Source organism: Acuticoccus yangtzensis (assembly GCF_001927245.1).
Taxonomy (GTDB): domain Bacteria; phylum Pseudomonadota; class Alphaproteobacteria; order Rhizobiales; family Amorphaceae; genus Acuticoccus; species Acuticoccus yangtzensis.
The window spans coordinates 184,149-210,159 of sequence record NZ_MJUX01000001.1 but is presented as its reverse complement, the minus strand read 5'-3'; the positions used below and the strand labels follow the sequence as shown (position 1 = coordinate 210,159).

At 69.1% G+C, this 26,011-nt stretch carries 22 protein-coding genes and 1 riboswitch; of the genes, 13 read left to right on the top strand and 9 right to left on the bottom strand.

Annotated elements, in window-relative coordinates; genetic code table 11:
• Positions 1 to 11 precede the first annotated feature (11 nt).
• Positions 12 to 2,474: a cellulase family glycosylhydrolase gene (locus BIX52_RS00895; protein ID WP_075219148.1), complete on the bottom strand. Its 2,463-nt coding sequence runs from the start codon at positions 2,472 to 2,474 to the stop codon at positions 12 to 14.
• A 276-nt stretch (positions 2,475 to 2,750) separates the two neighbouring features.
• Here BIX52_RS00895 and BIX52_RS00890 point away from each other — a divergent pair, with 276 nt between their 5' ends.
• From BIX52_RS00890 to BIX52_RS00835, 12 genes are all read left to right on the top strand, one after another.
• Complete coding sequence (locus BIX52_RS00890; RefSeq protein WP_075219147.1) at positions 2,751 to 3,575, top strand: phosphogluconate dehydrogenase C-terminal domain-containing protein; 825 nt, start codon at positions 2,751 to 2,753, stop codon at positions 3,573 to 3,575.
• Positions 3,576 to 3,721: 146 nt separating this feature from the next.
• Positions 3,722 to 4,981, top strand: a complete 1,260-nt coding sequence (locus BIX52_RS00885) for a ribulose-bisphosphate carboxylase large subunit family protein (protein WP_075219146.1) — start codon at positions 3,722 to 3,724, stop codon at positions 4,979 to 4,981.
• Between the two features lie 3 nt (positions 4,982 to 4,984).
• Positions 4,985 to 6,376 carry a four-carbon acid sugar kinase family protein gene (locus BIX52_RS00880; protein WP_075219145.1) on the top strand — a complete coding sequence of 464 codons (1,392 nt, stop codon included), beginning with the start codon at positions 4,985 to 4,987 and terminating at the stop codon, positions 6,374 to 6,376.
• A gap of 45 nt (positions 6,377 to 6,421) precedes the next feature.
• Positions 6,422 to 7,150, top strand: a complete 729-nt coding sequence (gene nanR, locus BIX52_RS00875) for a transcriptional regulator NanR (RefSeq protein WP_075219144.1) — start codon at positions 6,422 to 6,424, stop codon at positions 7,148 to 7,150.
• A 125-nt stretch (positions 7,151 to 7,275) separates the two neighbouring features.
• On the top strand, positions 7,276 to 8,067 hold the full coding sequence (locus BIX52_RS00870; RefSeq protein WP_083659914.1) for an HpcH/HpaI aldolase family protein: 792 nt from the start codon (positions 7,276 to 7,278) through the stop codon (positions 8,065 to 8,067).
• A complete protein-coding gene (locus BIX52_RS00865; protein ID WP_075219142.1) occupies positions 8,067 to 9,101 on the top strand; it encodes an NAD(P)-dependent oxidoreductase in 1,035 nt (344 codons plus the stop codon). Before BIX52_RS00870 ends, BIX52_RS00865 begins: the two co-directional genes overlap by 1 nt.
• Positions 9,102 to 9,187: 86 nt before the next feature.
• Complete coding sequence (locus BIX52_RS00860) at positions 9,188 to 10,633, top strand: ABC transporter substrate-binding protein (RefSeq protein ID WP_075219141.1); 1,446 nt, start codon at positions 9,188 to 9,190, stop codon at positions 10,631 to 10,633.
• A gap of 76 nt (positions 10,634 to 10,709) precedes the next feature.
• A complete protein-coding gene (locus BIX52_RS00855) occupies positions 10,710 to 11,636 on the top strand; it encodes a carbohydrate ABC transporter permease (RefSeq protein ID WP_075219140.1) in 927 nt (308 codons plus the stop codon).
• Positions 11,633 to 12,463, top strand: coding sequence for a carbohydrate ABC transporter permease (locus BIX52_RS00850; RefSeq protein WP_075219139.1), 831 nt, complete (start codon positions 11,633 to 11,635; stop codon positions 12,461 to 12,463). Before BIX52_RS00855 ends, BIX52_RS00850 begins: the two co-directional genes overlap by 4 nt.
• A gap of 3 nt (positions 12,464 to 12,466) precedes the next feature.
• Positions 12,467 to 13,543 (top strand): ABC transporter ATP-binding protein, encoded by a 1,077-nt coding sequence (locus BIX52_RS00845; protein ID WP_075219138.1) that lies wholly within the window; start codon positions 12,467 to 12,469, stop codon positions 13,541 to 13,543.
• Positions 13,543 to 15,537 carry a D-apionate lactonase family protein gene (locus BIX52_RS00840; RefSeq protein ID WP_075219137.1) on the top strand — a complete coding sequence of 665 codons (1,995 nt, stop codon included), beginning with the start codon at positions 13,543 to 13,545 and terminating at the stop codon, positions 15,535 to 15,537. Before BIX52_RS00845 ends, BIX52_RS00840 begins: the two co-directional genes overlap by 1 nt.
• 62 nt (positions 15,538 to 15,599) lie before the next feature.
• On the top strand, positions 15,600 to 16,058 hold the full coding sequence (locus BIX52_RS00835; protein WP_075219136.1) for a MaoC family dehydratase: 459 nt from the start codon (positions 15,600 to 15,602) through the stop codon (positions 16,056 to 16,058).
• 46 nt (positions 16,059 to 16,104) lie between these two features.
• On the opposite strand, the gene BIX52_RS00830 is transcribed toward BIX52_RS00835, so the two are convergent.
• From BIX52_RS00830 to BIX52_RS00795, 8 genes are all read right to left on the bottom strand, one after another.
• Positions 16,105 to 16,797: a glutathione S-transferase N-terminal domain-containing protein gene (locus BIX52_RS00830; protein ID WP_075219135.1), complete on the bottom strand. Its 693-nt coding sequence runs from the start codon at positions 16,795 to 16,797 to the stop codon at positions 16,105 to 16,107.
• A 114-nt stretch (positions 16,798 to 16,911) separates the two neighbouring features.
• On the bottom strand, positions 16,912 to 18,072 hold the full coding sequence (locus tag BIX52_RS00825) for a winged helix-turn-helix domain-containing protein (RefSeq protein WP_075219134.1): 1,161 nt from the start codon (positions 18,070 to 18,072) through the stop codon (positions 16,912 to 16,914).
• A 239-nt stretch (positions 18,073 to 18,311) separates the two neighbouring features.
• Entirely contained in the window at positions 18,312 to 19,649 is a 1,338-nt protein-coding gene (locus tag BIX52_RS00820; protein WP_075219133.1) for a calcium-binding protein, read from the bottom strand.
• A 148-nt stretch (positions 19,650 to 19,797) separates the two neighbouring features.
• Positions 19,798 to 20,298, bottom strand: a complete 501-nt coding sequence (locus BIX52_RS00815; protein WP_075219132.1) for a hypothetical protein — start codon at positions 20,296 to 20,298, stop codon at positions 19,798 to 19,800.
• A gap of 14 nt (positions 20,299 to 20,312) precedes the next feature.
• Positions 20,313 to 21,527 carry an agmatinase family protein gene (locus tag BIX52_RS00810; protein ID WP_075220063.1) on the bottom strand — a complete coding sequence of 405 codons (1,215 nt, stop codon included), beginning with the start codon at positions 21,525 to 21,527 and terminating at the stop codon, positions 20,313 to 20,315.
• Positions 21,528 to 21,595: 68 nt separating this feature from the next.
• On the bottom strand, positions 21,596 to 22,402 hold the full coding sequence (locus tag BIX52_RS00805) for an ATP-binding cassette domain-containing protein (protein ID WP_075219131.1): 807 nt from the start codon (positions 22,400 to 22,402) through the stop codon (positions 21,596 to 21,598).
• Positions 22,399 to 23,220: an ABC transporter permease gene (locus BIX52_RS00800; RefSeq protein WP_075219130.1), complete on the bottom strand. Its 822-nt coding sequence runs from the start codon at positions 23,218 to 23,220 to the stop codon at positions 22,399 to 22,401. The genes BIX52_RS00805 and BIX52_RS00800 overlap by 4 nt, the downstream gene beginning before the upstream one ends.
• A 21-nt stretch (positions 23,221 to 23,241) precedes the next feature.
• Complete coding sequence (locus tag BIX52_RS00795; RefSeq protein ID WP_075219129.1) at positions 23,242 to 24,300, bottom strand: putative urea ABC transporter substrate-binding protein; 1,059 nt, start codon at positions 24,298 to 24,300, stop codon at positions 23,242 to 23,244.
• A 163-nt stretch (positions 24,301 to 24,463) separates the two neighbouring features.
• A riboswitch (guanidine-I (ykkC/yxkD leader) is annotated at positions 24,464 to 24,566 on the bottom strand.
• Between the two features lie 228 nt (positions 24,567 to 24,794).
• On the opposite strand from BIX52_RS00795, the gene BIX52_RS00790 reads away from it, so the two are divergent.
• On the top strand, positions 24,795 to 25,784 hold the full coding sequence (locus BIX52_RS00790) for a ferritin-like domain-containing protein (protein ID WP_075219128.1): 990 nt from the start codon (positions 24,795 to 24,797) through the stop codon (positions 25,782 to 25,784).
• Positions 25,785 to 26,011: the final 227 nt, after the last annotated feature.

Below are 26,011 nucleotides of genomic sequence, written 5' to 3'. Positions count from 1 at the left end.
CCGTTTTCGTATCAGGCGCCGATCACGTCGACGTCGCTGATGCTGAGCCCGGCGGCGAGGCCGTCGGCCACGAAGCCCCAGCCGCGCTCGGCGTCGGACGCGATGGTGGCGTTCGTGGCGACGTTGCCGATGGTGTAGACGTTGCCCACGTGGCTGACGATCTCGGCATTCCAGATGTCGCGGATGGAGGCGGTCGTCGTCAGCTCGACCTGCCACCCGTTCACGGTGCCGGCGCTGTCGTTGATCACGAAGGCGTCCGCCACGAAGCCGCCCGACCAGGTCTGTCGCACGGTCAGGTCGGAGTAGATGCCGTCGCCGTTGGTGTCGGCGGCGTTGGCGGGCGGCTCCTGCGGATCGCTGCCGCCCCCGCTGTCGCCCCCGTCCCCGTCTCCGTCGTCGTGGTCGTCGTCGGTGATGGTGATGATCGCTTCGTCCGCGATGAGGATGCCGCCATCCGGCGATGAGAGCTGGATCGCGAAGGTCTCGTCGCCCTCGTCCTCGAGGTCGGCGATCACGTTCACGGTGATCTCGGCCGTCGTCTCGCCCGGCGCGAAGGTGACGGTGCCGCTGGCGGCCTCGTAGTCGGACCCAGCCTCGGCGGTGCCGTCGGCGGTGGCCCAGGCGACGGTGACCGCCTCGTCCGCGGCCCCGCTCAACGACACGGTGACGGTGACGGGGGTGAGGGTGTCGACGGCCTCGCCGTCACCGCCGGTGAGCGGCGCGCCGAGGGACGGCTCCAGAAGGTCGATCTTGGCGTCGATCACGGTGGTCCAGTCGTCCGCCAGGATGCCGCCCGTGTCGGTCGAGTTGGGGTTCCACGACCAGTAGGTGTAGCTGAGCTCGTTCTCGGTCAGGTACGGGATGAATTCGTCCATCCACTGGACGTCGAGCGGGTCCTGAAGGCGGGAGCCGAACTCGCCGACCATGATCGGCGCGATGTCGTCCTCGGCGATGTAGCCGAAGAAATAGTCCCAGATGTCTTCGAGGTTGTCGGGGTAGTTCGGGTCGCTGAACCACGACTGGGAATAGATCGAGTTCGGGTAGGCGTGGGGCGAGTAGATGACCTTGTTCGCCTCGTTGATCTCCAGCGGATTGTCGGCGATGCCGCGCAGGTCGCCGCCCCACCAATAGCCGTCCCCCGTCCCTTCGACGATGATGAGAACGTTGGGGTTGATGGCGTGGATCGCGTTGGCCGCGTTCTCGGCAGCGATCTTGAAGTCGGTCGCGACGTCGCCCGTGCCCCAGGTGGCGTTGTGCGGCTCGTTGATGAGGTCGAAGCCGACGACGGTGGGGTCGTCCTTGTAGCGGTCCGCCAGGAACTCCCAGTCGTCCTGCCAGCTTTGCTGCGTCACGCCCGCTTCGCCGTACCACAGCCCGTTGCCGTTGGGGCCGCCGCCCTCGCCGTTGCGGTGGTTGTCGAGGATGACGCGAAGGCCGATCTCGCCGGCATAGGCGATGACGGCGTCCAGCACTTCGATCGGGCTGAGGCCGGCCAGGTCGGGGTTGAGGCTGTAGTTGATGCCGCCGACCGTCGCGCCCGGATCCAGCATCGCGTTGGCGAAGGGAAGGCGCAGGGTGTTGAACCCGGTCGCCAGCATCTGGTCCATCATGTCCTGGTAGTTGCGCGCCCACAGGCCGTGCGGCACGCTGATGTCGGTCTCGGCCCCGAACCAGTTGACGCCGGTGATGCGCACCACGTTGCCCGCCTCGTCGACGATGTCGGATCCGGAGGTGGACAGCCATCCGCCGACCGCCGCACCCGGCGCCGGGTCGTCCTCCGCCACGCTCACCGCGGCCTCGATGGCGATCTGACGCGGCGGCGCGGGCTGGTCGCTTTCGGCGATGGTGACGGTGCCGGTCCCGTCCGCGATGGTGAGGCCATCGGGCGCGGAGAGGGTGACGGTGAAGGCCTCGTCCGGCTCGGCCTCGGTGTCGTTGACGATGGGGACCGTGATCGTCGCGGTGGTCTCGCCCGGCGCGAAGACGAGGGTGCCGGAGACGGGGGTATAGTCCGCCTCGTCGGCGCTTGCGGCCGCCGCCGCGAAATCGACGCGGGTCGTGATGGTGGTCGGCTCGCTGAGTGTGACGGTGAGTGTTGCCGCTCCATCCGCCTCGGTCACGACCGCATCGCCGATCGACACGTCCGGCACAACCGGCGCGGGAGGATCCACGTCGGCGCCGACCGGCGCGACGTCGGTGATCACCCCGCCGTCGCCTCCGTGTCGCACGATGAAGCCGACATTGGTCGACGCGCCCGGCGCGAGGGTGGAGTTCCAGGACTTGGCCTCGATCACGTAAGTATCACCATTGCGCGAGACGATGGTGGCGCCCCAAATATCCGTGATCGGGCCGGTAGAGGTGATGGTGATCTGCCAGCCGTCGGCGGTGGCGGTTGCCCCGTCATTGGTGACGATGATCTGTCCCTGGAAGCCCGTAGACCAGGCATTCACCTCAGTATATTCGACGTCGACCATGCTTTTGCCCCTTCCGCCGCGACCTCATGAGTGGGGCTATGAATTCCCGCAATGGTAGAAAATGGGCTGAAACATGGCCAAAATGCGCAGTGGCCGATTTGTAATATTGATGCGGTTCCGTCGCTTCGGCCGTCTCCTGTTGCTCCTTCTGTCGTGGACGAGGTTCATCCTTGCGCGGCCGGTGAAGCAGGTTGAAAATGCAACCCGCCTATCTGGTCGTACCAGTTGACAAGGTGATGAGCTTCATTCACGGTCCGAGTTCTTCGGGAGGACGGAATGAAGATCGCTCTGCTGGGCGCCGGCGGCAAAATGGGCGTCCGGCTCGCCAACAACCTCGTCAATTCGGACTATGACGTCGCCTACGTGGAAGTGTCCGACGTCGGCCGGCAGCGGCTGAAGGACGCCATCGGCGCCGACTGTGTGGATCTCGACACGGCCATCGCCGGGGCCGCCGCCGTGGTGCTGGCCGTGCCGGACACTTTGATCGGCAAGGTCGCCGCGCCGCTGGTACCCAAGCTCGCCCCCGGTACGATGGTCGTGATCCTCGACGCCGCGGCCCCCCACGCCGGCCACCTGCCGGAACGGGCGGACATCACCTACTTCGTCACCCACCCGTGCCATCCGCCCATCTTCGGCGACGAGCCCAAGATGGAGGCGCTGCAGGACCACTTCGGCGGGATCGCCGCCAAGCAGTCCATCGTCAACGCGCTGATGCAGGGGCCGGAAGAGCACTATGCGGTGGGCGAGGCCATAGCCAAGACGATCTGGCAACCCATCCTGCGCTCGCACCGGGTCACGGTGGAGCAGATGGCGCTTCTGGAGCCCGGCCTGTCGGAGACCATGTGCGCCACACTGCTGCTCGCCATGCGGCACGGTATGGACGAGGTGGTGCGCCGGGGCGTTCCCAAGGAGGCCGCGCGGGACTTTCTGCTCGGCCACATGAACATCCTCGGTGCGGTGATCTTCGAGGAGGTCGACGGCGTCTTCTCCGACGCCTGTAACAAGGCGATCGAGAACGGCATGCCGATGCTGATGCAGCCGGACTGGAAGAAGATCTTCGAGCCGGATGAGATCATGGAGAGCATCCGCCGCATCACCTGAGCGGTGACGGATGAACGGGGAGGGCACCGCACCGGGATCGGCGCACCCTGCCCGGCGGCCGGCGCCGGCACTCTCGAGACATTCACGCTGGTCGCGGCGGCCTACCGTTCCGCCGAAGCGTCGATGACGCACATGGAGCCGACACCGTGACGCTACCGGCCGACCGCTTCGAGGCGGACTATCTCCTGGAGACCACCGCCGACCCCGCCAAAGTGGCCGAGACGATGGCGGGCGAGCAGTCGAGCGGCACCTTCGTGTCCGTGCCGGGCGAGAGCGCGGAACTGAAGGCCCGCTCCGCCGCCCGCGTCATCCGGTGCGAGGTGGTCGCCACCGACCTGCCGCAGGCGGTGCCGAGCGCGGGGGTGGACCCGGCGCGGCGGGCGAGCCGAGCGCGGGTGACCCTGTCGTGGCCGCTCGGCAATATCGGCCCGTCGCTCACGAACCTCCTCGCCACCGTCGCCGGCAACCACTTCGAGCTGCGCCAGGTGTCGGGCCTTCGCATCGAGCGTTTGCGCCTGCCGCCGGCCTTCGCGGGGCGGTATGCCGGTCCGGCCTTCGGGGTGGAGGGGACGCGGCGGCTGGCGGGGGTCGCCGAAGGGCCGCTGATCGGCACCATCATCAAGCCGTCCATCGGCTTCTCGGCGCAGGAGACGGCCGACCTCGTCGCCACCCTGTGCGCGGCGGGGATCGACTTCATCAAGGATGACGAGCTGCAGTCGGACGGTCCAACCTGTCCGTTCGAGGAGCGGGTGAACAAGGTGATGGCGGTGGTCAACGACCATGCCGAGCGGACCGGCAAGAAGGTGATGTTCGCCTTCAACCTCACCGGCGACCTGGACGAGATGCGCCGCCGCCACGACCATGTGCTGGCCGCCGGCGGCACCTGCGTGATGGCGAGCCTCAACTCGGTCGGCATCGTCGGCATGACGGAGCTGCGGCGGCATGCGGCGCTGCCGATCCACGCCCACCGCAACGGCTGGGGGTATCTGTCGCGCCATCCCTCGCTCGGCTGGTCCTTCCCGGCGTGGGCGGCGCTGTGGCGGCTCGCCGGGGCGGACCACATGCACGTCAACGGCCTCGCCAACAAGTTCGCCGAGGAGGACGCCAGCGTGATCGAGGCCGCGCGCTCCTGCGCCGAACCCTTGATCGACGGCGCGCCGATGACGGTGATGCCCGTCTTCTCCTCCGGCCAGACCGTGTGGCAGGCGGCCGGCACCTACGCGGCGCTGGGGTCGGCGGACCTCATCCACACCGCGGGGGGCGGGATCCTCGCCCATCCCGGCGGCCCCGCGGAGGGCGTTCGGGCGCTGCGGCGGGCGTGGGAGGCGGCGGTGGCGGGCGTCGCACTCGCCGAGGCGGCGAAGGGCGAACCGGCATTGGCCGGCGCCATGTCGCTGAAGGCCTGAGGGATGGCGCTGCCGGGCCAAATCCTGCCGAGCCCCGTCCTCACCTTCTACGGCGACGATTTCACAGGCTCGTCGGCGGTCATGGAGGTGATGACCTTCGCGGGCCTGAAGACGGTGATGTTCCTGGAGGCGCCGACGGCGGAGCGCCTCGCCGAATTCGCGGACTATCCCGCCATCGGCATCGCCAGCACCGCGCGGGCGAAAAGTCCGGCGTGGATGGATGCGCATCTTCCGCCCGCCTTCGCCGCACTCGCCGCCCTCGGCGCGCCGGTGAACCATTACAAGGTCTGCTCCACGTTCGACTCCGCGCCCGGCACCGGCTCCATCGGCCGCGCGGCGGAGCTGGGCGCCGCGGCCTTCGGCGTGCCCGTGGTGCCGCTGGTGACGGGGGCGCCCGCGATCGGCCGCTGGCAGGCCTTCGGCAACCTCTTCGCGGCCTATGCCGGCGACACCTTCCGGCTCGACCGCCACCCCGTCATGGCGCGCCATCCCGCGACGCCGATGGACGAGGCCGACCTCGGCCGCCACCTCGCCGCGCAGACGGACTGGCCGGTCGGCCTCGTCGACCTCGTCGCGCTGAAGGCGGGCCGCGGCGCGGCAGCCTTCGCGGCGGCGCGCGAGGCGGGCGCACGCATCGTCTCGTTCGACATCGTCGACGAGGAGACGTTGGCCGCGGTGGGAAACGTCCTGTGGGCCGAGGCGTCGGCGGGGCGGATCTTCGCTGTCGGCAGCCAGGGCGTCGAATATGCGCTGATCGCCCATTGGCGCGCGGCGGGGCTGCTGCCGCCCGCACCCGCCACCCCGCCGCCGGGGCCGGTGGCGGCGATGGTCGCCGTCTCAGGCTCCGTCTCGCCCTCCACCGCCAGCCAGATCGCCCATGCCGAGCGCGCAGGCTTCCGCGTCGAAACGCTGGACGTTTCGGCAACGGTGGACGGCGCACGCTGGGAGGCGGCGCTGGAGGCGGCCATCGCGGCCGGGTCGGCGGCGATCGAGGCGGGGACGATCCCCCTCATCGTCACCGCACGCGGGCCGGACGATCCGGCCGTCGCCCGCTTTACCGCAGCGCTCGCCGAAACCGGCACCGACCGTGCGGAGGCGGCGACGCGCATCGGCCGCGGCCTCGGGCGCATCGTGCGCACCCTCGTGGCACGGCACGGGCTGACGCGCGCCGTCATCTCCGGCGGCGACACGTCGGGCTATGCGACGTCCGAGCTGGGCGTCACCGCCCTGTCGGCGGTCGCCCCGCTGGCACCGGGCGCCCCGCTGTGCCGCACCCATGCGGACGATCCCGCTTTCGACGGTCTCGAGCTGGCGCTGAAAGGCGGGCAGATGGGCGCGGAGGACTTCTTCCTGGCCAGCACCGGGCGTAAGACCCTGGCGGCGGGTGTGTCATAGCGTGAGGCGGCCGCCGGAACGGGGCGGCAGACGGGGGCGAGGCCTTTGAGCAATCAACGCACGGGAGACGACGCGGCGCCGGAGCGCATCATACGGCGCAAGCTCTCCGATCTCGTGTTCGAGCGCCTGCACGCGATGATCGGCACCGAGCTGAAGCCCGGCGACACGCTGCCCTCCGAGCGCGACCTGATGGAGCGCTTCGGCGTCGGCCGCCCGGCGATCCGCGAGGCGCTGCAGTCGCTCCAGAACAAGGGCCTCATCACCATCGCCCATGGCGAGAGGAGCCGCGTCAACGTCTTCTCCACCGATCTTGCCGTGGAGCAGATGAACGAGGTGGCGCGACTGCTCCTCTCGGTTGAGCCGTCCAACCTCGAATATCTGAAGGAGGCGCGGCGCTTGTTCGAGACCGGCGTCGTGCGCCTTGCCGCGCGCAATGCGACGCCGGACGACATCGCCGATCTGACGGCGCTGGTGGACGAGCAGGCCGGCCACCGCGGCGACGCGCCCGCCTTCGTCGCGGCGGACATGCGCTTCCACACCCGCATTGCGGCGATGAGCGGGAACCCGATCATCGAGACCGTCAGCGAGGCGATGCTGCGGTGGCTGTTCGAATATCACCACGCCCTCCTGCACTGGTCCGGCGCGGAGGACGTGACGCTGGCCGAGCACAGGCGCGTTGTCGACCTCGTGGCCGCCCACGACGAGGAGGGCGCCGCGGGTGCGATGCGCGACCACCTCGACAGGTCGTCCGCGCTCTACGTCCACCATCCCTGACGGCGAGAAGAAAAGCGCCGCCGGTCGGGTGCGGCGTGCTTGACGTGCGAATTAACTGGTATAACCTGTTCACAATATACCGGCAGCCCAAGACTAAATAAGCCGGAAGAACAGGGAGGGCAGCGTTGACCCAGCGCATGCTCAAAGATATGGCGCGCGGCGGTCTCGCTGTCGGCCACTTCGTTGTTGAATTCGCAACGCCGGGCATCGGGCATCTCATGAAGAATGCCGGATGCGAGTTCGTTCTATTCGATATGGAGCACTCCGGTTTCTCCGTCGAAACCGTGAAGTCGGCCGTGCGTTACATGGAAGCGGCGCAGCTGCCGATGATCGTGCGCAGCCCCTCCAAAACCACCGACCACATCGCCCGCGTGCTCGACATGGGCGCCGAGGGCATCATGGTGCCGATGGTGAACAACGCAGAAGAGGCGCGCGCCATCGTGTCCGCGGTGAAGTATGCGCCGGAGGGGAGTCGCGGCGTCGGCCTCGGCATGGCGCACGACAATTATGCGGCCGGCGCGGTGCTGGACAAGCTCGCCGCCGCCAACCGGCGCACCACCATCTTCGCGCAGATCGAGACCGCCGCCGGCGCCGAGAACGCGGACGAGATCGCCGCGACCGAGGGCATCGACAACCTGTGGGTCGGCCACTTCGACCTGTCGGCCTCGCTCGGCATTCCGGGCCAGTTCGACCACCCGGACTTCAAGGCCGCCATCGCGAACACGATCGCCGCGACGCGGCGCCACGGCAAGTCGCTCGGCCGCCTGGTGCCGACCGTCGCCGAGGGCGTGGCGCTGCACAAGGAGGGGTTCGACCTCATCGCCTATTCCGGCGACGTGTGGGTGTTCCGCGATGCGCTGGCCGCCGCGGTGGACGCCATCCGCCAAGGTGCGGGCGCGGGCGGGGCGCGCGGCTGATGGCCCGCTTCAAGGTCGCGCTGTCGGGCGACTTCCGCAAGCCGGACGGGAGCCTGACGTTCCCGATGTTCGACCTCGCCCCGCTCCAGGACGATCCCGCCATCGAGATGGTGTGGGTGGAGCCGGTGGACGGCGTCATTCCCGCCGCGGGGCTCGAAGGGTGCCACGGCCTCATCCTGCTGGCGCCGCGTTTCACCACCCAGTCGATCCCGGCGAGCGGCACCTTGATGGCCGTCGCCCGCTTCGGCGTCGGCTACGACAATGTGGACGTTGCGGCCTGCACCGCGGCCGGGATCGCCCTCGTCATCACCCCGTCCGGCGTGCGGCGGCCGGTGGCGGTGTCGGTCGTCACCTTCATGCTGGCGTTGACGCAGAAGCTCGTCATCAAGGACCGTCTGGTGCGCGGCGGGCCGGAGGGCTGGGCGGCGCGCGTCGACCACATGGGGACGGGCCTCGTCGGCAAGACGTTCGGCCAGCTCGGCATCGGCAATATCGGCGCCGAGGTGTTCCGCATGGCCGCGCCCTTCGGCCTCGAGTTCATCGCCCACGACCCCTACGCGGACCCGGCTTTGGCGACCGCGCTCGGCGTCGAGCTGGCGGGGCTGGAGGAGCTGTTCCGCCGCGCCGACATCCTGTCCGTGTCGGTGCCGCTGAACGAGGAGACCCACCACATCGTCAACGCCGAGCGATTGGCGCTGATGAAGCCCACGGCCTACCTCATCAACACCGCGCGCGGGCCCATCGTCGACCAGGTGGCGCTGTACGATGCGCTCAAGGCCGGGCGCCTCGCCGGGGCGGGTCTCGACGTGTTCGACGTCGAGCCCGCGCCCGCCGACGAGCCGCTCTTCACCCTCGACACCGTCATCGCCGCGCCGCACGCCTTGTGCTGGACCGACGAGTGCTTCGCCGGCAACGGCGCGGCGGACGTGGCGGCCATGAAGGCGCTCGCCGCGGGGCGCATGCCCGAAGGCGTCGTCAACCGCGCCGTGCTCACCACCGACGCCTTCAAGGCGCGCCTCGCCGCGCGCGCCTGAGCGAACCGGCCCGGCGGCGACACCGGGACCCAAAGGCCGCGACACGACGGCCGCACAACAGGGGCCTTCGGGCCAGGGAGGAACGGATGGATCGACGCCAATTCGTCATCGGCTCGGGCGCGCTCGCGGGGCTGTCCGCGGTCGGCTGGCCGCGCCTTGCCAATGCGCAGGCCGCGCAAAAGGCCGTGGAGGCCGCGCAGGCCTTCCGCGGCTCCGAGGTCACCGTCGTCTGGGAGGCGGGGCTGCAGGCGCTGGACCCGCTCAACTTCTCCGGCCCGATGTGGGAGGAGGCGACGGGGATCAAGGTCAACATCGTCGAAGTGCCGACCTCGGAGATGTTCACGAAGATCCTGCAGGAGCACCGCGCCGGCACCGGCGCCTACGACGCGCTGAACGTCGTCCCGGCGTGGATGCCGGACCTCGTGCGCGCCGGCGCCCTGGAGCCGCTCGACTCTTACGTGGAGAAATACGGCTACGGGCCGGAGCTCGAAACCATCGCCCCGGTCTACCGCGACAATCAGATGAAGGTGGACGGCACCATCTACGGCCTGCCCGACGACGGGGACGTTCTGGTGCTCTACTACCGCACCGACGTTCTGAACGACCCGGCATTGCAGTCCGAATTCAAGGCCGAGATGGGCTATGATCTGCCCGTCCCGCCGACCACCTGGAAGGAGTTCGACGATGTCGGCGCCTTCATCACCGAGTGGTCGGACGGCAAGATCTACGGCGCCGGCTTCATGCGTGAATCGACCTATGGCGCGCTGATGTTCCAGGAGCGCTTCCGCAACGAAGGAGGGCGCTTCTTCGACCCCGACACCATGAAGGCGACGATCAACAGCGACGTCGGCGTGAAGGTGTTCACCGATTGGGTGGCGGAAAACAAATGGATGCCGAAGGGCGTCCAGACATGGGGCTTCGTGGAAAACCTCGCCGCCTTCCTCGCCGGTGACACGGCGATGACGGTCTCCTGGCCGCCTTATGGGCGCTGGGCGGCGGGCTACGGCACCGACACCGAGGCGCTGTCCTGGGTGCCGAAATCCACCATCGGCGGCAAGGTCGGCTATGCGATGACGCCGGGCGGCCATCCGCAGCTCGCGCTCGGCTTCGCGCTCGGCGTGTCCTCCTCCTCGCGCAATAAGGAGGCGGCCTACCTCTTCTGCCAATGGCTGAATTCGGCCGAGATCAGCCTGCAGCGCGTGCAGCTTCCCTATGCTCTGCGCGACCCGTTCCGCGACAGCCACTTCGCGTCGGAGGAATACAAGTCCCGCTGGCCGGAGGCGCCGCAGTACCTCCAGGCGCTGCAGGACGGTGCGGTGAACGGCCTGCTCGACCTCTCGATCATCCAGACCGACCGTTACGAGGAGGTGATCCGCCAATCCGTCACGCGGCTGTGGTCGGGCGAGGACCCGAAGGCGATCCTGGACGACGCGGCGGCGCAGTGGGATTCGCTGACCGAGCGCATCGGCCTCGAAAAGCAGAAGGCGGCTTATGCGTCGTGGGCGTCCAACCCGGCGGCCTATCCTGCGTGATGGTGCCGATGGCCGATGAGGTGAGGGGGGCGCGCCGCGCCCCCCATGAGGTCCGCATGACGCGGCGGGGGCGGGGATGACGCAGGCCGATCCCTTCCCCTTGTCCGCGGAGGCGGGCGCGCGGCCCGTGCGCCGCCGCCCGCGCGGCACAGGGTTCAAGTATTGGATGATCCTTCCCGCCGTGGCGGTGATCCTCCTCATCGGCCTCTTCCCGGTGATCTACACCGCGATGAAGAGCGTCCAGAACATCACGATGTTCGACCAGGACTTTTCCTACAACGGCTTCATCCACTACAAGACGCTGCTCAACGACACGCGCTTCTGGAAGGCGCTGGCCCACACGCTGATCTTCGTCGCCGTCGCGCTGCCGCTGGAGCTGCTGCTCGGCCTTGCCATGGCCTACCTCTTCCTCGACCGGCTGCCGGGGCGGCCGATCTTCGTCACGCTTCTGGTGCTGCCGGTCCTCGTCTCGCCCATTGTAGCGGGGGCGACGTGGCGGCTGCTGCTCGACAATCGCTACGGCCCGATCAACCAGATCATCGGCTGGATCACCGGCACGGAACAGACGCTGCTGTGGTCGGTGGACCCGAACCTCGTCTACCCGGCGATCATCCTCGCCGAGGTGTGGCAGTGGACGCCGTTCATGTTCCTGCTCCTGTGGGCGGCGCTGCAGAATGTCGACCAGTCGCAGATGGAGGCGGCGGAGCTCGACGGGGCGTCCTGGTGGCGCACCTTCCGCCTGGTGGTGCTCCCGTCCATCTGGCCGGTGGTGGCGATCGCGGTGCTGATCCGCGCGCTGGACCTCTTCCGCCTGTTCGATGTCGTCTGGGCGCTCACCAAAGGCGGGCCGGGCACCATGACGGAGACCATCTCCATCTACGCCTACGTCCAAGGGTTCCAGCAGTTCGAGACGTCCTATACGGCGGCGATGGCCTTTATGGTCATCATCATCCTGGCCGTCACGGTGACGATCGTGTTGCGCAAGATCGAGATCGACCGATGAGGCTCCACCCCGAACGCGGACTTGGGCTGTCCTTGCGCCTCGTCCTGGCGCTGGCCGTCCTCGTCTTCTTCCTGTTCCCGATCTACTGGCTCGCGATCATCGCCTTCAAGACGCCGGAGGAGATCTTCGCCTATCCGCCGGTGTGGGTGCCGGAGAACATCCAGTTCGCCAACTTCCTCGTCCTGTTCAAGGACGGGGATGCGGAAACGGTGTTCAACTCGCTCTTCATCGCCGGAGTGTCGACCGTCTTCGCCATGCTGCTGGGCACCATGTGCGCCTATTCGATCGCGCGCTACAGGACCGGCGGCAATCTCTTCTCCGACTGGATCATCTCCAATCGGATGATCCCGCCCATCGTCATCGTCTTCCCGGTGTTCTTGCTCTTCGTCACACTGGGGTTGGTCGACACTTATACGGGCCTCATCCTTCTCTATACCGCGTTCAACCTGCCTTACGTCATCTGGATGATGAAGGGTTACGTGCAGGACGTTCCGCTGGAGCTGGAGGAAGCCGCGCTGGTGGACGGGCTGAACCGCTGGCAGGTGTTCGTCAAGGTGGTGCTGCCGATGGTGCGCGGCGGCCTCTTCGCCACCGCCGTCTTCACCTTCGTCTTCGCGTGGAACGAGTTCATCTTCGCGCTCATCCTCACGCGCAACGAAGTCACCACGTTTCCGGTGCAGGTCACGCACTATTTCGGCGGGCAGTCCAACTTTTGGGCCAAGATCGCAGCGATGTCGATGCTGGGCACCGTGCCGATCTTCATCGTCGTCGCCTTCCTGCAACGCTACCTCGTGCGCGGCATCTCGCTCGGCGCCGTCAAGGGATAGATCATGTCGCGTCTCGACATCCAAGGTCTCCACAAATTCTACGGCTCCATGGAGGCGCTGAAGGGCATCGACCTGACCGTGCCGGAGGGGGAGTTCTGCGTCTTCGTCGGCCCGTCCGGCTGCGGCAAGTCCACGTTGTTGCGCACCATCGCCGGGCTGGAGGAGGTGACGCGCGGGACCATCGCCATCGACGGGGAGGTGGTGAACCACCAGCGCCCGCGGGACCGGAACATCGCCATGGTGTTCCAGAACTACGCGCTCTATCCCTACCTCTCGGTGTTCGAGAACATCGCCTTCGGCCTGCGCGCCCGCAAGGCGCCCGAGGCGGAGGTGAAGCGGCGCGTCGGCGAGGCGGCGGAGATGCTGGGCATCACGGCGCTTCTCGGCCGCCAGCCGCGCCAGCTCTCCGGCGGGCAGCGCCAGCGCGTCGCCATCGGCCGCGCCGTGGTGCGCGACGCGCGGCTCTTCCTGTTCGACGAGCCGCTCTCCAACCTAGACGCCCAGTTGCGTGACGGTATGCGCGCCGAGATCAAGCGCCTGCACCACGAGATCGGCAAGACCACCATCTACGTCACCCACGACCAGATCGAGGCGATGACGCTCGCCGACCGCATCGTGCTGCTGCGCGACGGGCGGATCGAGCAGCAGGGCCCGCCGCTGGAGCTGTTCGAGCAGCCGAAGACGCAGTTCGTCGCCGGCTTCCTCGGCTCGCCGCAGATGAACTTCCTGCCGGTGACGCTGGAGGGCGGCGCCATCCGCCTCGCCGATGGGCAGACGTTGCCGGCGCCCCCGGCCGCGACTGGCGCCAGCGGGCCGATGACGCTCGGCATCCGCCCCGAACACCTGTCGCGCTCCACCGGCGAGGCGGGGCCGACCACCGGTCGGCTCGACGCACTCATCGACCTCGTGCAGCCGACCGGAACGCGCACCTACACCCAATTCCGCATCGGTGACGTGGAAGTCACCGCCGAACTGCCGGCCCACACGGTGGAGCGGCCCGGCGCGCGCCTGCCGCTCAGCGTCGACATGGCCCGCACAACGCTCTTCACCGCCGACGGCCGCGCCCTGGGAGCCCGCTGATGACCGACCCGCTGACGACCGAAACCAGGACCCGCCTCAGCCCCGCCATCGCCCGTTTCGGCACCGAGGAAACGGTCGCGCCCATGCGCCGCCTCAAGGCCGGCGTGCTGGAAGCCGACCTCGACGGGGGCAATCTGCGCTACATCCGCATCGGCGGCGTGGAGGCGATCCGCGGCATCGCCTTCCTGGCGCGCGACAAGAATTGGGGCACCTACAACGCCGAGATCTCCGGCCTTCAGGTGGACGAGAGGGCGGACGGCTTCACCGTCACCTACACCGCGCGCGTCGGCGACAGCGGGCAGGCGCTCTCCTACGCGGCGCGGATCGAGGGGCGGGCGGACGGCAGCCTCGTCTTCACCGCCGACGGTGCGCCGGAGACGGACTTCCTCACCAACCGCACGGGCTTCGTGGTGCTGCACCCGCTAGCCGGCGTGGTGGACCATCCGGTGACGATCGAGCACACGGACGGCAGCATCGAGACGAGCCGCTTTCCGGCCGAGATCGACCCGGCGTGTCCGTTCCAGGACATCCGCGCCGTCAGCCACGAGATCGCGCCCGGTGTTACGCTCACCTGCCGCATGGAGGGCGACGCCTACGAAATGGAGGACCACCGCAACTGGCTGGACGCGTCCTTCAAGACCTACATCCGCCCGCTGGCCAAGCCCTGGCCCTATACGATGCCGGGCGGCGAGACCTTCAGCCAGTCCGTCACCATGAGCCTGACGGGCGAGGTGTCGACGGGTGGGGCCGCCGGAGACGGTCCCGCCACCGTCACCGTAGGCGGCCCGACGGGCACCCGTGTGCCGCGCATCGGCCTCGCGGTGCCGGCGGAGTGGACGGCGGCGGCGCTGGAGAGGGCGGACCTCATCCGCGCCGCGAACCCCGCCTTCCTCGTCTGCCATTTCGATGCGCGGGCGGGGCACGATGCCGCCACCATCGCCGCCTACGTGGCGCTGGGCGAAGCGGTCGGCGCGCCGCTTGTGCTGGAGGCGGTGGTGCCGTGCGAGGACCCCGCCGGGGCGCCGACGGACGACCCGGCCGTGCTGGAGCGGGACATGGCCGCGCTCGCCGCCGCAGTGGGGGACGCCCCGTTCGAGCGGATCGCCGTGTCGCCCGGCTCGGATCTCAAATGCACGCTGCCAGGAACCGCCTTCCCGCCGGCGCCGCCGTGGGAGGCGCTGGCCGGTGCGGCGCGGGCGGCCTTTCCCAACGTGCCCATCGGCGGGGGCATGTTCTCCTACTTCACCGAGCTGAACCGCAAGCGCCCGCCGAAAGGGCTGTTCGATTTCGTCGGCCACTCCGGCGCGCCCGTGGTGCACGCGGGCGACGACATCTCGGTGATGGAGACGCTGGAGACGCTGCCGTCCACCTTCCGCAGCGTGCGCGCCTTCGCTGGGGACGGGCCCTATTGGGTCTACCCGATCGCCGTCTCCATGCGCGCCAACCCCTATGGCGCGGTGCCGGCGGAGAACCCTGACAACATCCGCCAGGCGATGAACCGGGTGGACCCGCGCGACAGGGCGCTGCTCGGCGCCGCCTGGTACACCGGCTACGTCGCCGAAGCGGCCAAGGGCGGGGTGGACGCGGTGACCTTGGCGGCGGTGGCGGGTCCGTCCGGCATCGTCAACGCCCCGGACGACGCGCCGCGCCCCTGGTTCGACGAGGCGCCCGCGGCGGTGATGCCGAACTGGCACGCTGTCGCCTTGGCCACCGCGCTGTCGGGCGGGGCGGTGCTCGAGGCATCGTCCGACCGGCCGGGCGTGGTGAAGGCGCTGGCGGTGGAAACGGACGCGGGACGCACGCTCGTCCTCGTCAACCTGACCGGCGAGGCAGTGGAGGTGGCGCTGCCGGGCGCCGAGGCGGCCACCGGCGCGGTGCTCGACGAGACGACCTTCGAGGCCGCGTGCAGCGCCGCGCGGCCGCTCCCCGAGGCGCCGGTCGCCTGGCCGCTGACCCTGAAACCCTACGCGGTCGCGCGTCTCACGCTCGGCTGAGGCGAACCGCTGGCGCCGCCGCCCGCACCCCGTTAGGACGGGCGCGGCACAGGAGACAGAACATGGCTGGCGTCTACTTCGACGAGATGACGGTGGGGCAGACGTTCCGCCACCCGTTGACGCGCACGATCACCGAGGCGGACAACGTCTTCTTCACGGCGATGACGCACAACCCGGCGCTCCTGCATCTCGACGAGGAATATTGCCGCACCGAAACCGAGTTCGGCCAGCGCATCGTCAACTCCTGCTTCACGCTGGGGCTGATGGTGGGCATCTCGGTCGGCGACACGACACTCGGCACCGCGATCGCCAACCTCGGCTGGGACGAGGTGCGGTTCCCGAAGCCGCTCTTCCACGGCGACACCATTCGCGTGGAGACCGAGGTGATCGACCTGCGCGAGAGCAAGAGCCGCCCGAACGCGGGGATCGTGACCTTCATCCACCGCGCCTACAACCAGAAGGGCGAGCTGGTCGCGTCCTGCAAGCGCACCGGGCTGCAGAAGAAGCGCCCGGCCGCCTAACCGGACGCAGGCCGGCGCCCCGTTGGGAGCGCCGGACGGGGGCGCGTCAGCCCGCGCGCTGGCCGAAGAGGATCGACTGCGCCTTCTTGTCCTCGGCGAGGTTGGACCGGCGCTCCTGGCCGAGCGCCATGCCGCGTTGCACCGCGGGGCGCGCCTTCACCGCCGCCAGCCAGCGCTTCACGTTGGGGAACTCCTCGATGTCCATCTTCTGGCGCTCCCAGCCGTTGGCCCAGCCGACGCACGCCATGTCGGCGATGGAATAGTCACCGCAGATGAACTCGCGCCCCGCCAGGCGCTTGTTCAGCACGCCGTAGAGGCGGTGCGTCTCGTCCGTGTACCGCTTCTTGGCGTAGGCGATGTCTTCCGGGGCATAGGTGTTGAAGTGGTGGTTCTGGCCGAGCATGGGGCCGAAACCGCCCATCTGCCACATCAGCCACTCTTCGACTTCCACGCGGGCGCGCTCGTCGGACGGGTAGAACTGGCCGAACTTGCGGCCGAGATATTGCAGGATCGCCCCGGACTCGAAGACCGAGATTTCCTTCCCCCCCGGCCCGTCATGGTCGATGATGGCGGGCATGCGGTTGTTCGGCGCGATCGCCAGGAAGTCCGGCTTGAACTGGTCGCCCGCGCCGATATTCACATAGTGCACCTCGTAGGGCGCGCCGACCTCTTCGAGGTAGATCGACACCTTCCAGCCGTTCGGGGTGGGCCAATAATAAAGGTCGATGGGCTTGGTCATGGGATCTCCTTGTGGCCCCGCTGTCGGGCTGCCGCTTGCGGGATCTGGGGTCGGACACGTCCGCAGACAATGCGTGCTGTGCCACATTTTGGCCAGCCCCTTTCGCGGGGAGGCTCAGGCGCGCAGCCAACCCTCGGCATAGGTGACGCCGTCCACCCCGGCGAAGCGGGCCATGCGCGTCAACTCGGCGTCCAGCGCGCGGCGGCGAGCGGCGCCGAACCGCACGCCCGCCTCGGGCCACAGGGCGGCGACGGCGAGCGTGCCGCCGGAGCGCGCCATGTCGATCCGCCCGACGAAGCGGTCGCCCTCCAGGATGGGGAAGACGTAGTAGCCGTAGCGGCGCTTGGGCTGCGGGACGTAAATCTCGATGCGGTAGTGGAAGCCGAACAGGCGTTCGGCGCGGGTCCGGTCGCGCACCAGCGGGTCGAAGGGGGCGAGGATCCTGAGGCGCTGGGTGGGGGCGAGGGTGTCCACCGGCGGCGCGTCCGCCAGCGCGAAGGCGGGGCGGGTGCTGCCGTCCGCCTGGGTGACGGCAAGGCCGATGAGCCGTTCGCGGTGGTGTGTGCACCAGTCGGCGGCCTCGGCGGCGGTGATCAGCTCCAGAAAGTCAGCGATCTCCTTGGGCGAGGCGAACCCGAGCCGGCCGAGCGCGGCCTCGCAGGCGAAGTCCACGATGGCCGCATCGTCCGGCGCCGCGGCGAGGAGCGTGGCGGGGACGATGTTCTCGGTGAGGTCATAGACCTTCTGGAACCCGTCGCGGTGGCAAACGGCGATGCGGCCGGAGCGCCACAGGAATTCCAGCGCCACCTTGGCGGGCTGCCAGTTCCACCACCCGGCGGACCCGCCCTCGGATTCGAAATCGCGCGCAAGGGTCGGCCCGTTGGCGGCGATGTGGGCGAGGACGCGGTCGCAGATCTCGTCCAGCTCGTGGCCGAAGCGGGCCTGCCAGCGGGCGTGCGTCACCTCCTCGGCGTGGCGGAACTTGCGGCGCCAATAGGGCCAGAACTCCATGGGGATGAGGCTGGCATCGTGGGTCCAGCCCTCGAACAGGCGGCGCTCGGCGAAGAGGCGCGACAGCACCGGCGGGCGGTAGCGGTGGTGGCGGGCATAGAGGATGAGGTGATGAGCGCGCGCCACGGTGGCGATGGAGTCCACCTGAACGAAGCCCAGCGCCGCGATGGTGCCGGCCACCGTCTCGCGTTCCGCGGGGCCGGTCGGCGGTCCGGCAAGGCCGTGACGCGCCAGGAAGACGTGGCGCGCCTCGGCGTTGGTCAACGTCCGCTCGGCGCCTGCTTTCGCGCGGCCGCCTCGTATCGCCGGCGCCGCAAGGGGCGTTGCGCTCCGCTCCGCCTGCACCGCGCCAACTCCGGCGCCAACTCCCGCGGTATCGTCCGGCGGGGGCGTATCAGCAGGTGCCGCGGTCGTGGCCGGGGGCGTCGGGCGGTCGTTCACGTCGTCTCGGCTGGTCTTAAGGGAGGGCGCGCCGATCCGGCGACCGGCGCGTCCCGGCGAGATTAACCCGCCAACACCTCGAAGTCACTCGCCTGCAGTCCGGCGACGGTGGTCCCGTTGAGGACCGCCAACAGGTCGCCGTCCACCAGGATCTCGTTCCCGGTCAGGGTAAGGTCGGCGAAGGTGAGGCCGTCCGAGAGGCCGAACGTGTCGCTGCTGCCGTCGAAGTCGGCGATGATCGCGTGGCCGCTCCCCTCCGTCAGCACGAAGAGGTCGGCTCCCTCGTCGCCGGTGAGCTGGTCCACCCCGGTGCCGCCGGCGAGGATGTCGTCCCCCGCGCCGCCGGCCAGAACGTCGTCGCCGCTGTCGCCGAACAGGGCGTCGTCGCCCTCCTGGCCGACGAGCGTGTCGTCGCCGGTTCCGCCCTCGACGAGGTCGTCGCCGCCGCCGCCGAAGATGCCGTCGTCGCCGTCGCCGCCCAGAAGAACATCGTCGCCGCGGCGGCCGATCAGCCGGTCGTTGTCGGCGCCGCCGTCGGCGGTATCGTCGCCGCCGCCGCCGAACAGAACGTCGCGCCCCGCGTCGCCCTCAAGCGCGTCGTTGCCGAGCTGACCGCCCAAGGTGTCGTTGCCGGCGTTGCCGATGACGAGGTCGTCGCCCTCCGCGCCGAACAGGCGGTCGTCGCCGTCACCGCCGATCAGCGTGTCGTTGGCGCGGCGTCCGGCGAGCTCGTCGTCACCGTCGCCGCCGAAGATGGAGTCCGATCCCGAGCCGCCATAGACCGAATCGTTGCCCGCTCCGGCGTCGATGGTGTCGTCGCCGCCGAGCGCCGAGATGCTGTCGTTGCCGTCGGTGCCGGGGATCTCCTCGGCCTCTTCGCTGCCGGTGATGAGGTTCACCTCCGGCTCGCTCACGGGCGGCTCACCGTCGGTGACGGAGGTGAGGCTTTGCACCTCTTCATAGCCGATCGTCTCGCCGGGCGCGAAGGGCCCGGAGGAGATCCGCTCGACGCTGGTGATCGCCTCGTTGAAGGCGTTGAAGTCCGCCGCGTTGGTGATGGGGGGCAGAGGGTCGCCGCCGAGGATGATGTGATAATCCCCGTCGAAGGCCCCCGTGGGGCTGTTGAACGCGATGAAGTAGGTGACGTTGCCGTTGCCCCAGTGGATCTGTTCGACAATCGCCTCGAGCTCGTCCGGAGCGAAGGATTGGCCTTCGATCAGGATGGCGTTGGCGTTCCCGATGTTCATCTCGACATCGGAATCGCCGCCGACATAGCGGTAGCCGAAGCCGTCGTCGTCCGCGTCGACGACGACGTAGTCGCCTGTGCGTGCGCGCTGGGCGTCGATCCCGTCGTCACCCTTGAAGAGGACGAACAGGCTTTCGAAGGTATAAAGTGCCACTCTGGAGGCTCCGTACTTCAACGGCATGCCCCTCGACCATCGGGGTTCGCCGCACGGGAGGGGCGGCGCGGTGGATCAGAGCCGAATCCGCGCCGCGTTGACAGGGCGTGTCTAGCGGCACGGGTTCCATCCGGTCCAGAGAAAACACCTATTCGGCGATCAAATTGCGCGCATCTTCAAAGGATAAGCTCACCGGCCCCATCCCGTCGAAGTAGACGAAGCGCAGCGTCTCGCGCTTCGACACCATCGCGGCGGGTAGCGGATCGTGGCGGAAGCTCTCACCGCCGATGTGCGGGGTGAGCGAGGCCACATCGGCGACGAGGTCGACCGCGACGCGCAGGAGCTTCAAGGACGTGCCGTCCGCCGCGCGGCCGCTGAAAGGGATGCCGGCGAGGCGCAGGAAGCTCGTCGGGTCGCTCGCCGCCTGGAAGCCCTCCACGAACGCCTTCTCGACGAGGTCGAGGTCGGGTTCGTGGTGGTGGTGCTGCGGCGCATCCGGCCCGCCCTCCACATGCGGCGTCTGCCACTGCGCCGTGCCCTGGTTGTGGCCGTGCGGATGGGCGTGGCCGTGCGGGTGATGGTGGGCCCTGTGGGCGCCGTAGGGGCGCGCCACGTAGGGGTTGAAGGACGTCTCGTCATCGCGGTGCATGGTGGGTCTTCCGCTCAGCCGGCCGCGTAGTCGATCGGCTTGTCGATGATCGCCTTGTGCTTGCCGAGTGTTCCGTGAGCGCACATCGACCCCAGCGCCTCCACCGCCACGCGCACCCCCATCAGCGCCGTGATGTCCGACGTGTCGTAGGGCGGCGACACCTCGACCACCTCGAGGCCGCAGATGCCCGGCGCGCAGACGAGGCCCAGGATCTTCAACGCCTCGCGCGGCAGGAAGCCGCCCGGCTCCGGCCATCCCGTGCCGGGAACGAAGCCGCAGTCCAGGCTGTCGACGTCGAAGGAGATGTAGACCGCGTCGGCGTCCTTCCAGGCGAGTTCCAGGGCGATCTCGGCCGTCTTCTCCAGCCCGTAGTGCTCGATGTCCTCGATGGTCAGAACGTTGGTCTGGCGCCGGAAGGCCTCGGCGGCGCCGGGGCGCGGCACCTGCCAACCGCCGATGCCGAGCTGCACCAGGTTCACCGCCGGCACGTTGGGAAGGTTCGTCGCCCAGTACCAGGGCGTCGTGTGCATCCTCTCGTCGAGGTCCTTTTCCTGGATGTCGATGTGCCGGTCGAAGTGGATGATGCCGATGCGCTTGGACGTGTTCTCGGCAATGCCGCGCACGCACGGGAAGCCGATCGAATGGTCACCGCCGAGGATGATCGGCAGCGCGCCCGACGCGAAGACGTGGCCCACGCCGCGGCTGATCTGGTCGAACGACTTTTCGAGGTTGCCGGGGATGGTGAAGACGTCGCCCGCGTCGCACAGCGTCATCTGCTCGCGCAGGTCCACGCCGAGCTCGTAGTTGTAGGTGGTGTAGAGGGCGGAGATGCGGCGGATTCCCTGCGGGCCGAAGCGCGTGCCGGGCCGGTAGGTGGTGCCGGAATCGAACGGCACCCCCAGCACCGCCGCGTCGTACTTGGCGACGTCCTTGATGTTCTCGACATATGGCGCCTTCAGGAAGGTGTTGATGCCGGCGAAATGCGGCAGCTCGCCCCGCGCGAAGGTGGGGATGGTGCGGTCGGTCAGCGACGGTGCGCCGGGAAGCCCCATCTCCAGCGCCCACTTCTGCTCGGCAGCCCAGGCGGAGCCGGGGAGCGCGTCCTCCTTCTCCAGCGCCTTCCAACCGCGGGTTTCCTTGGCGTTGAAGTCCGGGTGATGACGTCGGGCGGGGAGGGCGCGTTGGCGGCGGCCGGCATGGTGCGCGGCGCGCATGGGGTCGGCGCGCATGGGGGAGGCGCACAAGGGGGCGGCGTGCGCGGGATCGCCGGTGAAGGGGTCAAAGGAGCGGTGGGCCATCAGAATGCGTCCTTCACGTTCAGGTTTGCCGGTGTTGCGGGGCGCAGCGCCTCCGCGACGGGGCCTTTCAGGGGAATGTCGTAGGTGATCGTCGCGCCGTAAGCGTGCGGGTGCTGCGGGTCGTGGCGGATCTTGTCGAACACCAGAATGCGCGTTCCGAGGTCGAACGCCTCCTGGATGTCGTGGGTGACCATGAAGACAGTCATGCCCGTTTCCCGCCACAGCTCCACCAGAAGCGCCTGCATCTCGCGCCGGGTGCCGGGGTCGAGCGCGCCGAAGGGTTCGTCGAGCAGCAGGATCTTCGGGCGCGGCAACAGCGCCTGGCCGAGGGCGAGGCGCTGCTGCATGCCGCCCGACAACTGCGCCGGGTAGCGATCGGCGGCGTGGGCGAGGCCGATGCGCTCCATCATCGCGTCCGCCTTCTGGCGCGCGGCGCGGCGGCGGGCGCCGAACAGGCGGGCGAGGGGGCCGCCGCCTGCGATCTCGAACGGCAGCATGAGGTTGCCGCGCACGGTGAGGTGCGGGAACACCGAGGACTTCTGGAAGACGATGCCACGGTTGGGGTCCGGCTCCGGGGCGATCGGCGCGCCGTCGATGGCGACGGTGCCCCCGGTCGGCCGCTCCTGCCCCAAAAGGATGCGCAGGAAGGTGGACTTGCCGCAGCCGGACGCGCCGACGATCGTCACCAGCGCGCCTTCGGCGACACCGACCGAGACACCCTCGAGGATCGGCGCGTCGCCATAGGTCACGGCGAGCCGCTTCACCTCCACGAATGCGGGCGCGGCACCGGCCGCAGTGCCGGTCACAGTGCGTCGCCCGACAGGTGCGCCCACGGGAACAGGCGGCGCGAGGCGAGTGCGAGCGCCCTGTCCAGCACGTAGGCGATCAAGGTGATCCACAGGACGTAAGGGATAATGACGTCCATCGCGAGGTAGCGTCGCACGAGGAAGATGCGGTAGCCGAGCCCCTCCGTCGCGGCGATCGCCTCGGCCGAGACGAGGAAGATCCACGCCGGCACCAGCCCCATGCGGATCGCGCGGACGAGGTGCGGCCACATCTGCGGCAACACCACCCGCGCGGTGAGCTGCATCGTCGACGCGCCCAGCGTCTGGGCGCGGATGATTTCTTCGCGCGGCAGGTCCAGCACCGACTGGGCGACGGCGCGGATCATCAGCGGCGCCGTGCCCACCACGATGAGCCCGACCTTGGCCGCCTCGCCGAGCCCGAGCACGATGAAGAGGATCGGCAGCACCGTGATCGGCGGGATGAGCGAGAAGGCGGACACGAACGGCGACAGCAGCGCGCGCCCCACCGGCAGGATGCCGATGAGCGCGCCCACCACAATGGCGAGCCCGGCCGCGATCAGCATGCCGTGGGCGAGCCGCTCCAGGCTGGCGGCCGTGTCGACCCACAGGAGATAGTCCCCGCTGCGCCGGTCGGCCTCGAAGGCCATGCGGGCGAAGGCGGTGCCCATCGCCTCCAGCGAGGGGAGGAGCTTGTCCTGCGGGTTCTCCGCCCGCCGGACCGCGCTGCCGACGACATAGGCCGCGAGCGCCAGCGCGAACGGGATCGCGCCGAGGAGAATGGCGCCGACGCGGCCCGGTCTCTGGTTGATGAGGCGCATCGGCGCGCGGCCCCTCCGCGGTCAGAGTTCGCCGTCCGCCGCCATCTGCATATAGCTGTCATCGAAGCGCAAGGTGACGTTGGCCTCGTCGCCGGTGACCGTGCCGCCCGGATATTGGATGCCGACGAACTCGGCGCTCGGCGCACCCGTCCCCAGGATGCCGTGGTCGAACAGGAAGGTGGCGACGAAGCTCATGATCTCGGGCAACCCCTCGCCGGAGATGAAATCAACCGCTTCCTGCGGCGTATAGAACATCGCCGTGGACTCGAGCTGCGCGCGGTATCCGGCAATGTCGGTGCCGGAGGCGGTGGCCATCGCCGTCAGCGCCTCTTCGTCGCCCGCCTCCATCAGCGCCATGGTCTCGTACCAGGCGCCGGTGAGGGCCTTGCCGAAGGCGGGATTGTCGGCCAGCGTCTCGGTGTTCACCACCATCATGTCGATGATTTCGCCGGGGATCTCGGCCGAGTTGAAGACTTCCGTGGAGTCCGGCATCGACACGATTTCCGACAGCAGCGGGTTCCAGGTGACGACGGCGGTCACGTCCGGCGTGGTGTAGGCGGCGACGAGGTCGGCGTCGGAGGTGTTGACGACGGTGATGTCGCGCTCCGACAGGTCCACCGTCTCCAGCGCGCGGGCGAGGAGATAGTGGGAGACGGAGAGTTCGACGAGGTTGACCGACTGCCCCTTGATGTCGGCGAGGTCGGTGGCGCCCTTCAGCACGATGCCGTCGTTGCCGTTGGAATAGTCGCCGACGATGAGGGCGGTGGTGTCGACGCCGCCGCCGGCCGGGATCGAGAGGGCGTCCATGTTGGTCATGGAGCAGCCGTCGTACATTCCCGCGGTATATTGGTTGATCGACTCCACGTAGTCGTTGATCTGCACCGCTTCGATGGTGATGCCGTATTTGTCGGCCCACTTGGCGAGGATGCCGGAGTCCTGCATGTAGCCCCACGGCATCCAGCCGACATAGATGGACCAGCAGACGGAGAAGTCGGTCTTCTCCTCGGCGCTGGCGGGCGAGTGGGCGGCAGCGCCGGCCAGGATGGCGGCGGCGAGGGCCGCGGCGGTCGTCGTCTTCATCACCTTCTCCTCCTCTGCCCGGCGGCTGGCCGGGTGGCGGCATTCCCGGCGGCTGGCCGGGGTGGCGGCAGGAAGCGGGGCGCCGCCGGTTGGGGCGCTTGCCGCACATGAGGCATGAGAAGGACCGGGAGACGGACCCGCTCACGCGGTAGTCCGTGCGGCGTCCTCCCGGGATTTTGGCCCGCCGTGTAACCCCGCCACCGGCAGGGCTTGCGTCTCTCGGACCAGACACGTCGTTCGACGCCGGAACCCTAGACGCACCGCACGCCACACCCGATGCAATTGCGGTGCCACGACCGCCATACGCGCCGCCGGTGCACGGGTAGGCGCGCCTGGGCGGCCAACGGTGCCACCGCGGTCCGGCCGCGGGCGCCCGACAGAGGTTCGGCCGCGGCCGTTCAACATATTCTGAGGCCGTCCACCCTCGCTTTTGCCCGGATGCGGGCCTAGGGTGCGCCGGTCATCCATCGGGCCGAGCGGCTCAAAGGAGCGCGATGAACGCCGAGTTTGCGTCCACCCCGCCTGATCCGAACGTGCGCACCCAAGGGGGCGAGTGTTCAAAAGCCTCTTCCCGCACCGCACCCATTGCCGCCATCGGGACGGCTGATCCGGAGGGGCCGAACCGGCGCCGCGTCCTGGGCCGGCTCGCCGCGCTGGCTGGCGCGCCGCTCGTTGCCGATATGCTGGCGGGCAGCGCCGCCGCGCAAACCTCGCCGGACGACGGGCTGGGCGATTTCGCTCTCCTCAACGTCGTCCTGAGCCTGGAATATCTGCAATTCGAGCTCTTCAATTCCGCCATCAACGGCGCCGTCGACCTCGGTGCGGCCTTTCGCGGGGCCAATCCGGGTAGCGTCACCGGAGAGGGCCCGGTTCCGGACCTCTCGGGCGAGGCGGCCGCGCTCGTCGCCGAGGGCGCGGACCTCGAGGCACGGCACATCATGGTGCTGCGCGCCTTCATGGAGGGCTATGGGCGCCGCCCGGTCGACCGACCGGCGCTGGACCTCACCGCCAGCGCCACATTGCTCGCCCCGGCCGGGAGCCGCCTGGCGCGCAGCCCCTTCGCCGGCACCGACGCGCTGTTCACCACGCTCCTTCTCGTCGAAGAGGTCGCGGTCGGCGTCTATGCCGCCATCGTCCAGCGGGCCGCCGACCCCAACGTGCGCACGGTCATGTTGCAGATCCTGGCGGCCGAGGGTTACCAGGGCGGGGCGTTGCGCACGCTGATGCGCCAGCGCGGCCTGTCGGACGCCGCCGCCGCCGTCACGCGCATCGTCGACACGCGCGGGGGCCTTGCCGAGGGCGGGGCCGTCGCCGAGACCGGGCTCGGTGACGCCGCGGTCGCGAACCTCGTGCCCGCGGACACGAGCGGCTTCATTCTGCCGCGCCGCCTTTCCACGGCGCTGCGCGTCCTTTATGGCGGCGACGCGCCGGGCGGTTTCTTTCCCGCCGGCATCCTCATCGCGCCCGGCGGCCGGCGCATATAGAGACGGCGCATCGACGTCGCTTGGCGCCGCGCCCACGCCACGGTCGCGGGCCGGATGCGCCGCCCGGAGGCACGGCGGAGCCCCGCACCCATGAAGCCGCTGGCCGCGGCTTCTGAGGGGCCGCAGGGCGTTCGAGGTCGGAAAAGTCCACGCGGCTGTGGCGAAGTCACTCAAAAGGGCCGCCAGCGCTGGCAATTGGCGTTCGGAATCGTTAGCTAAGTCCCATT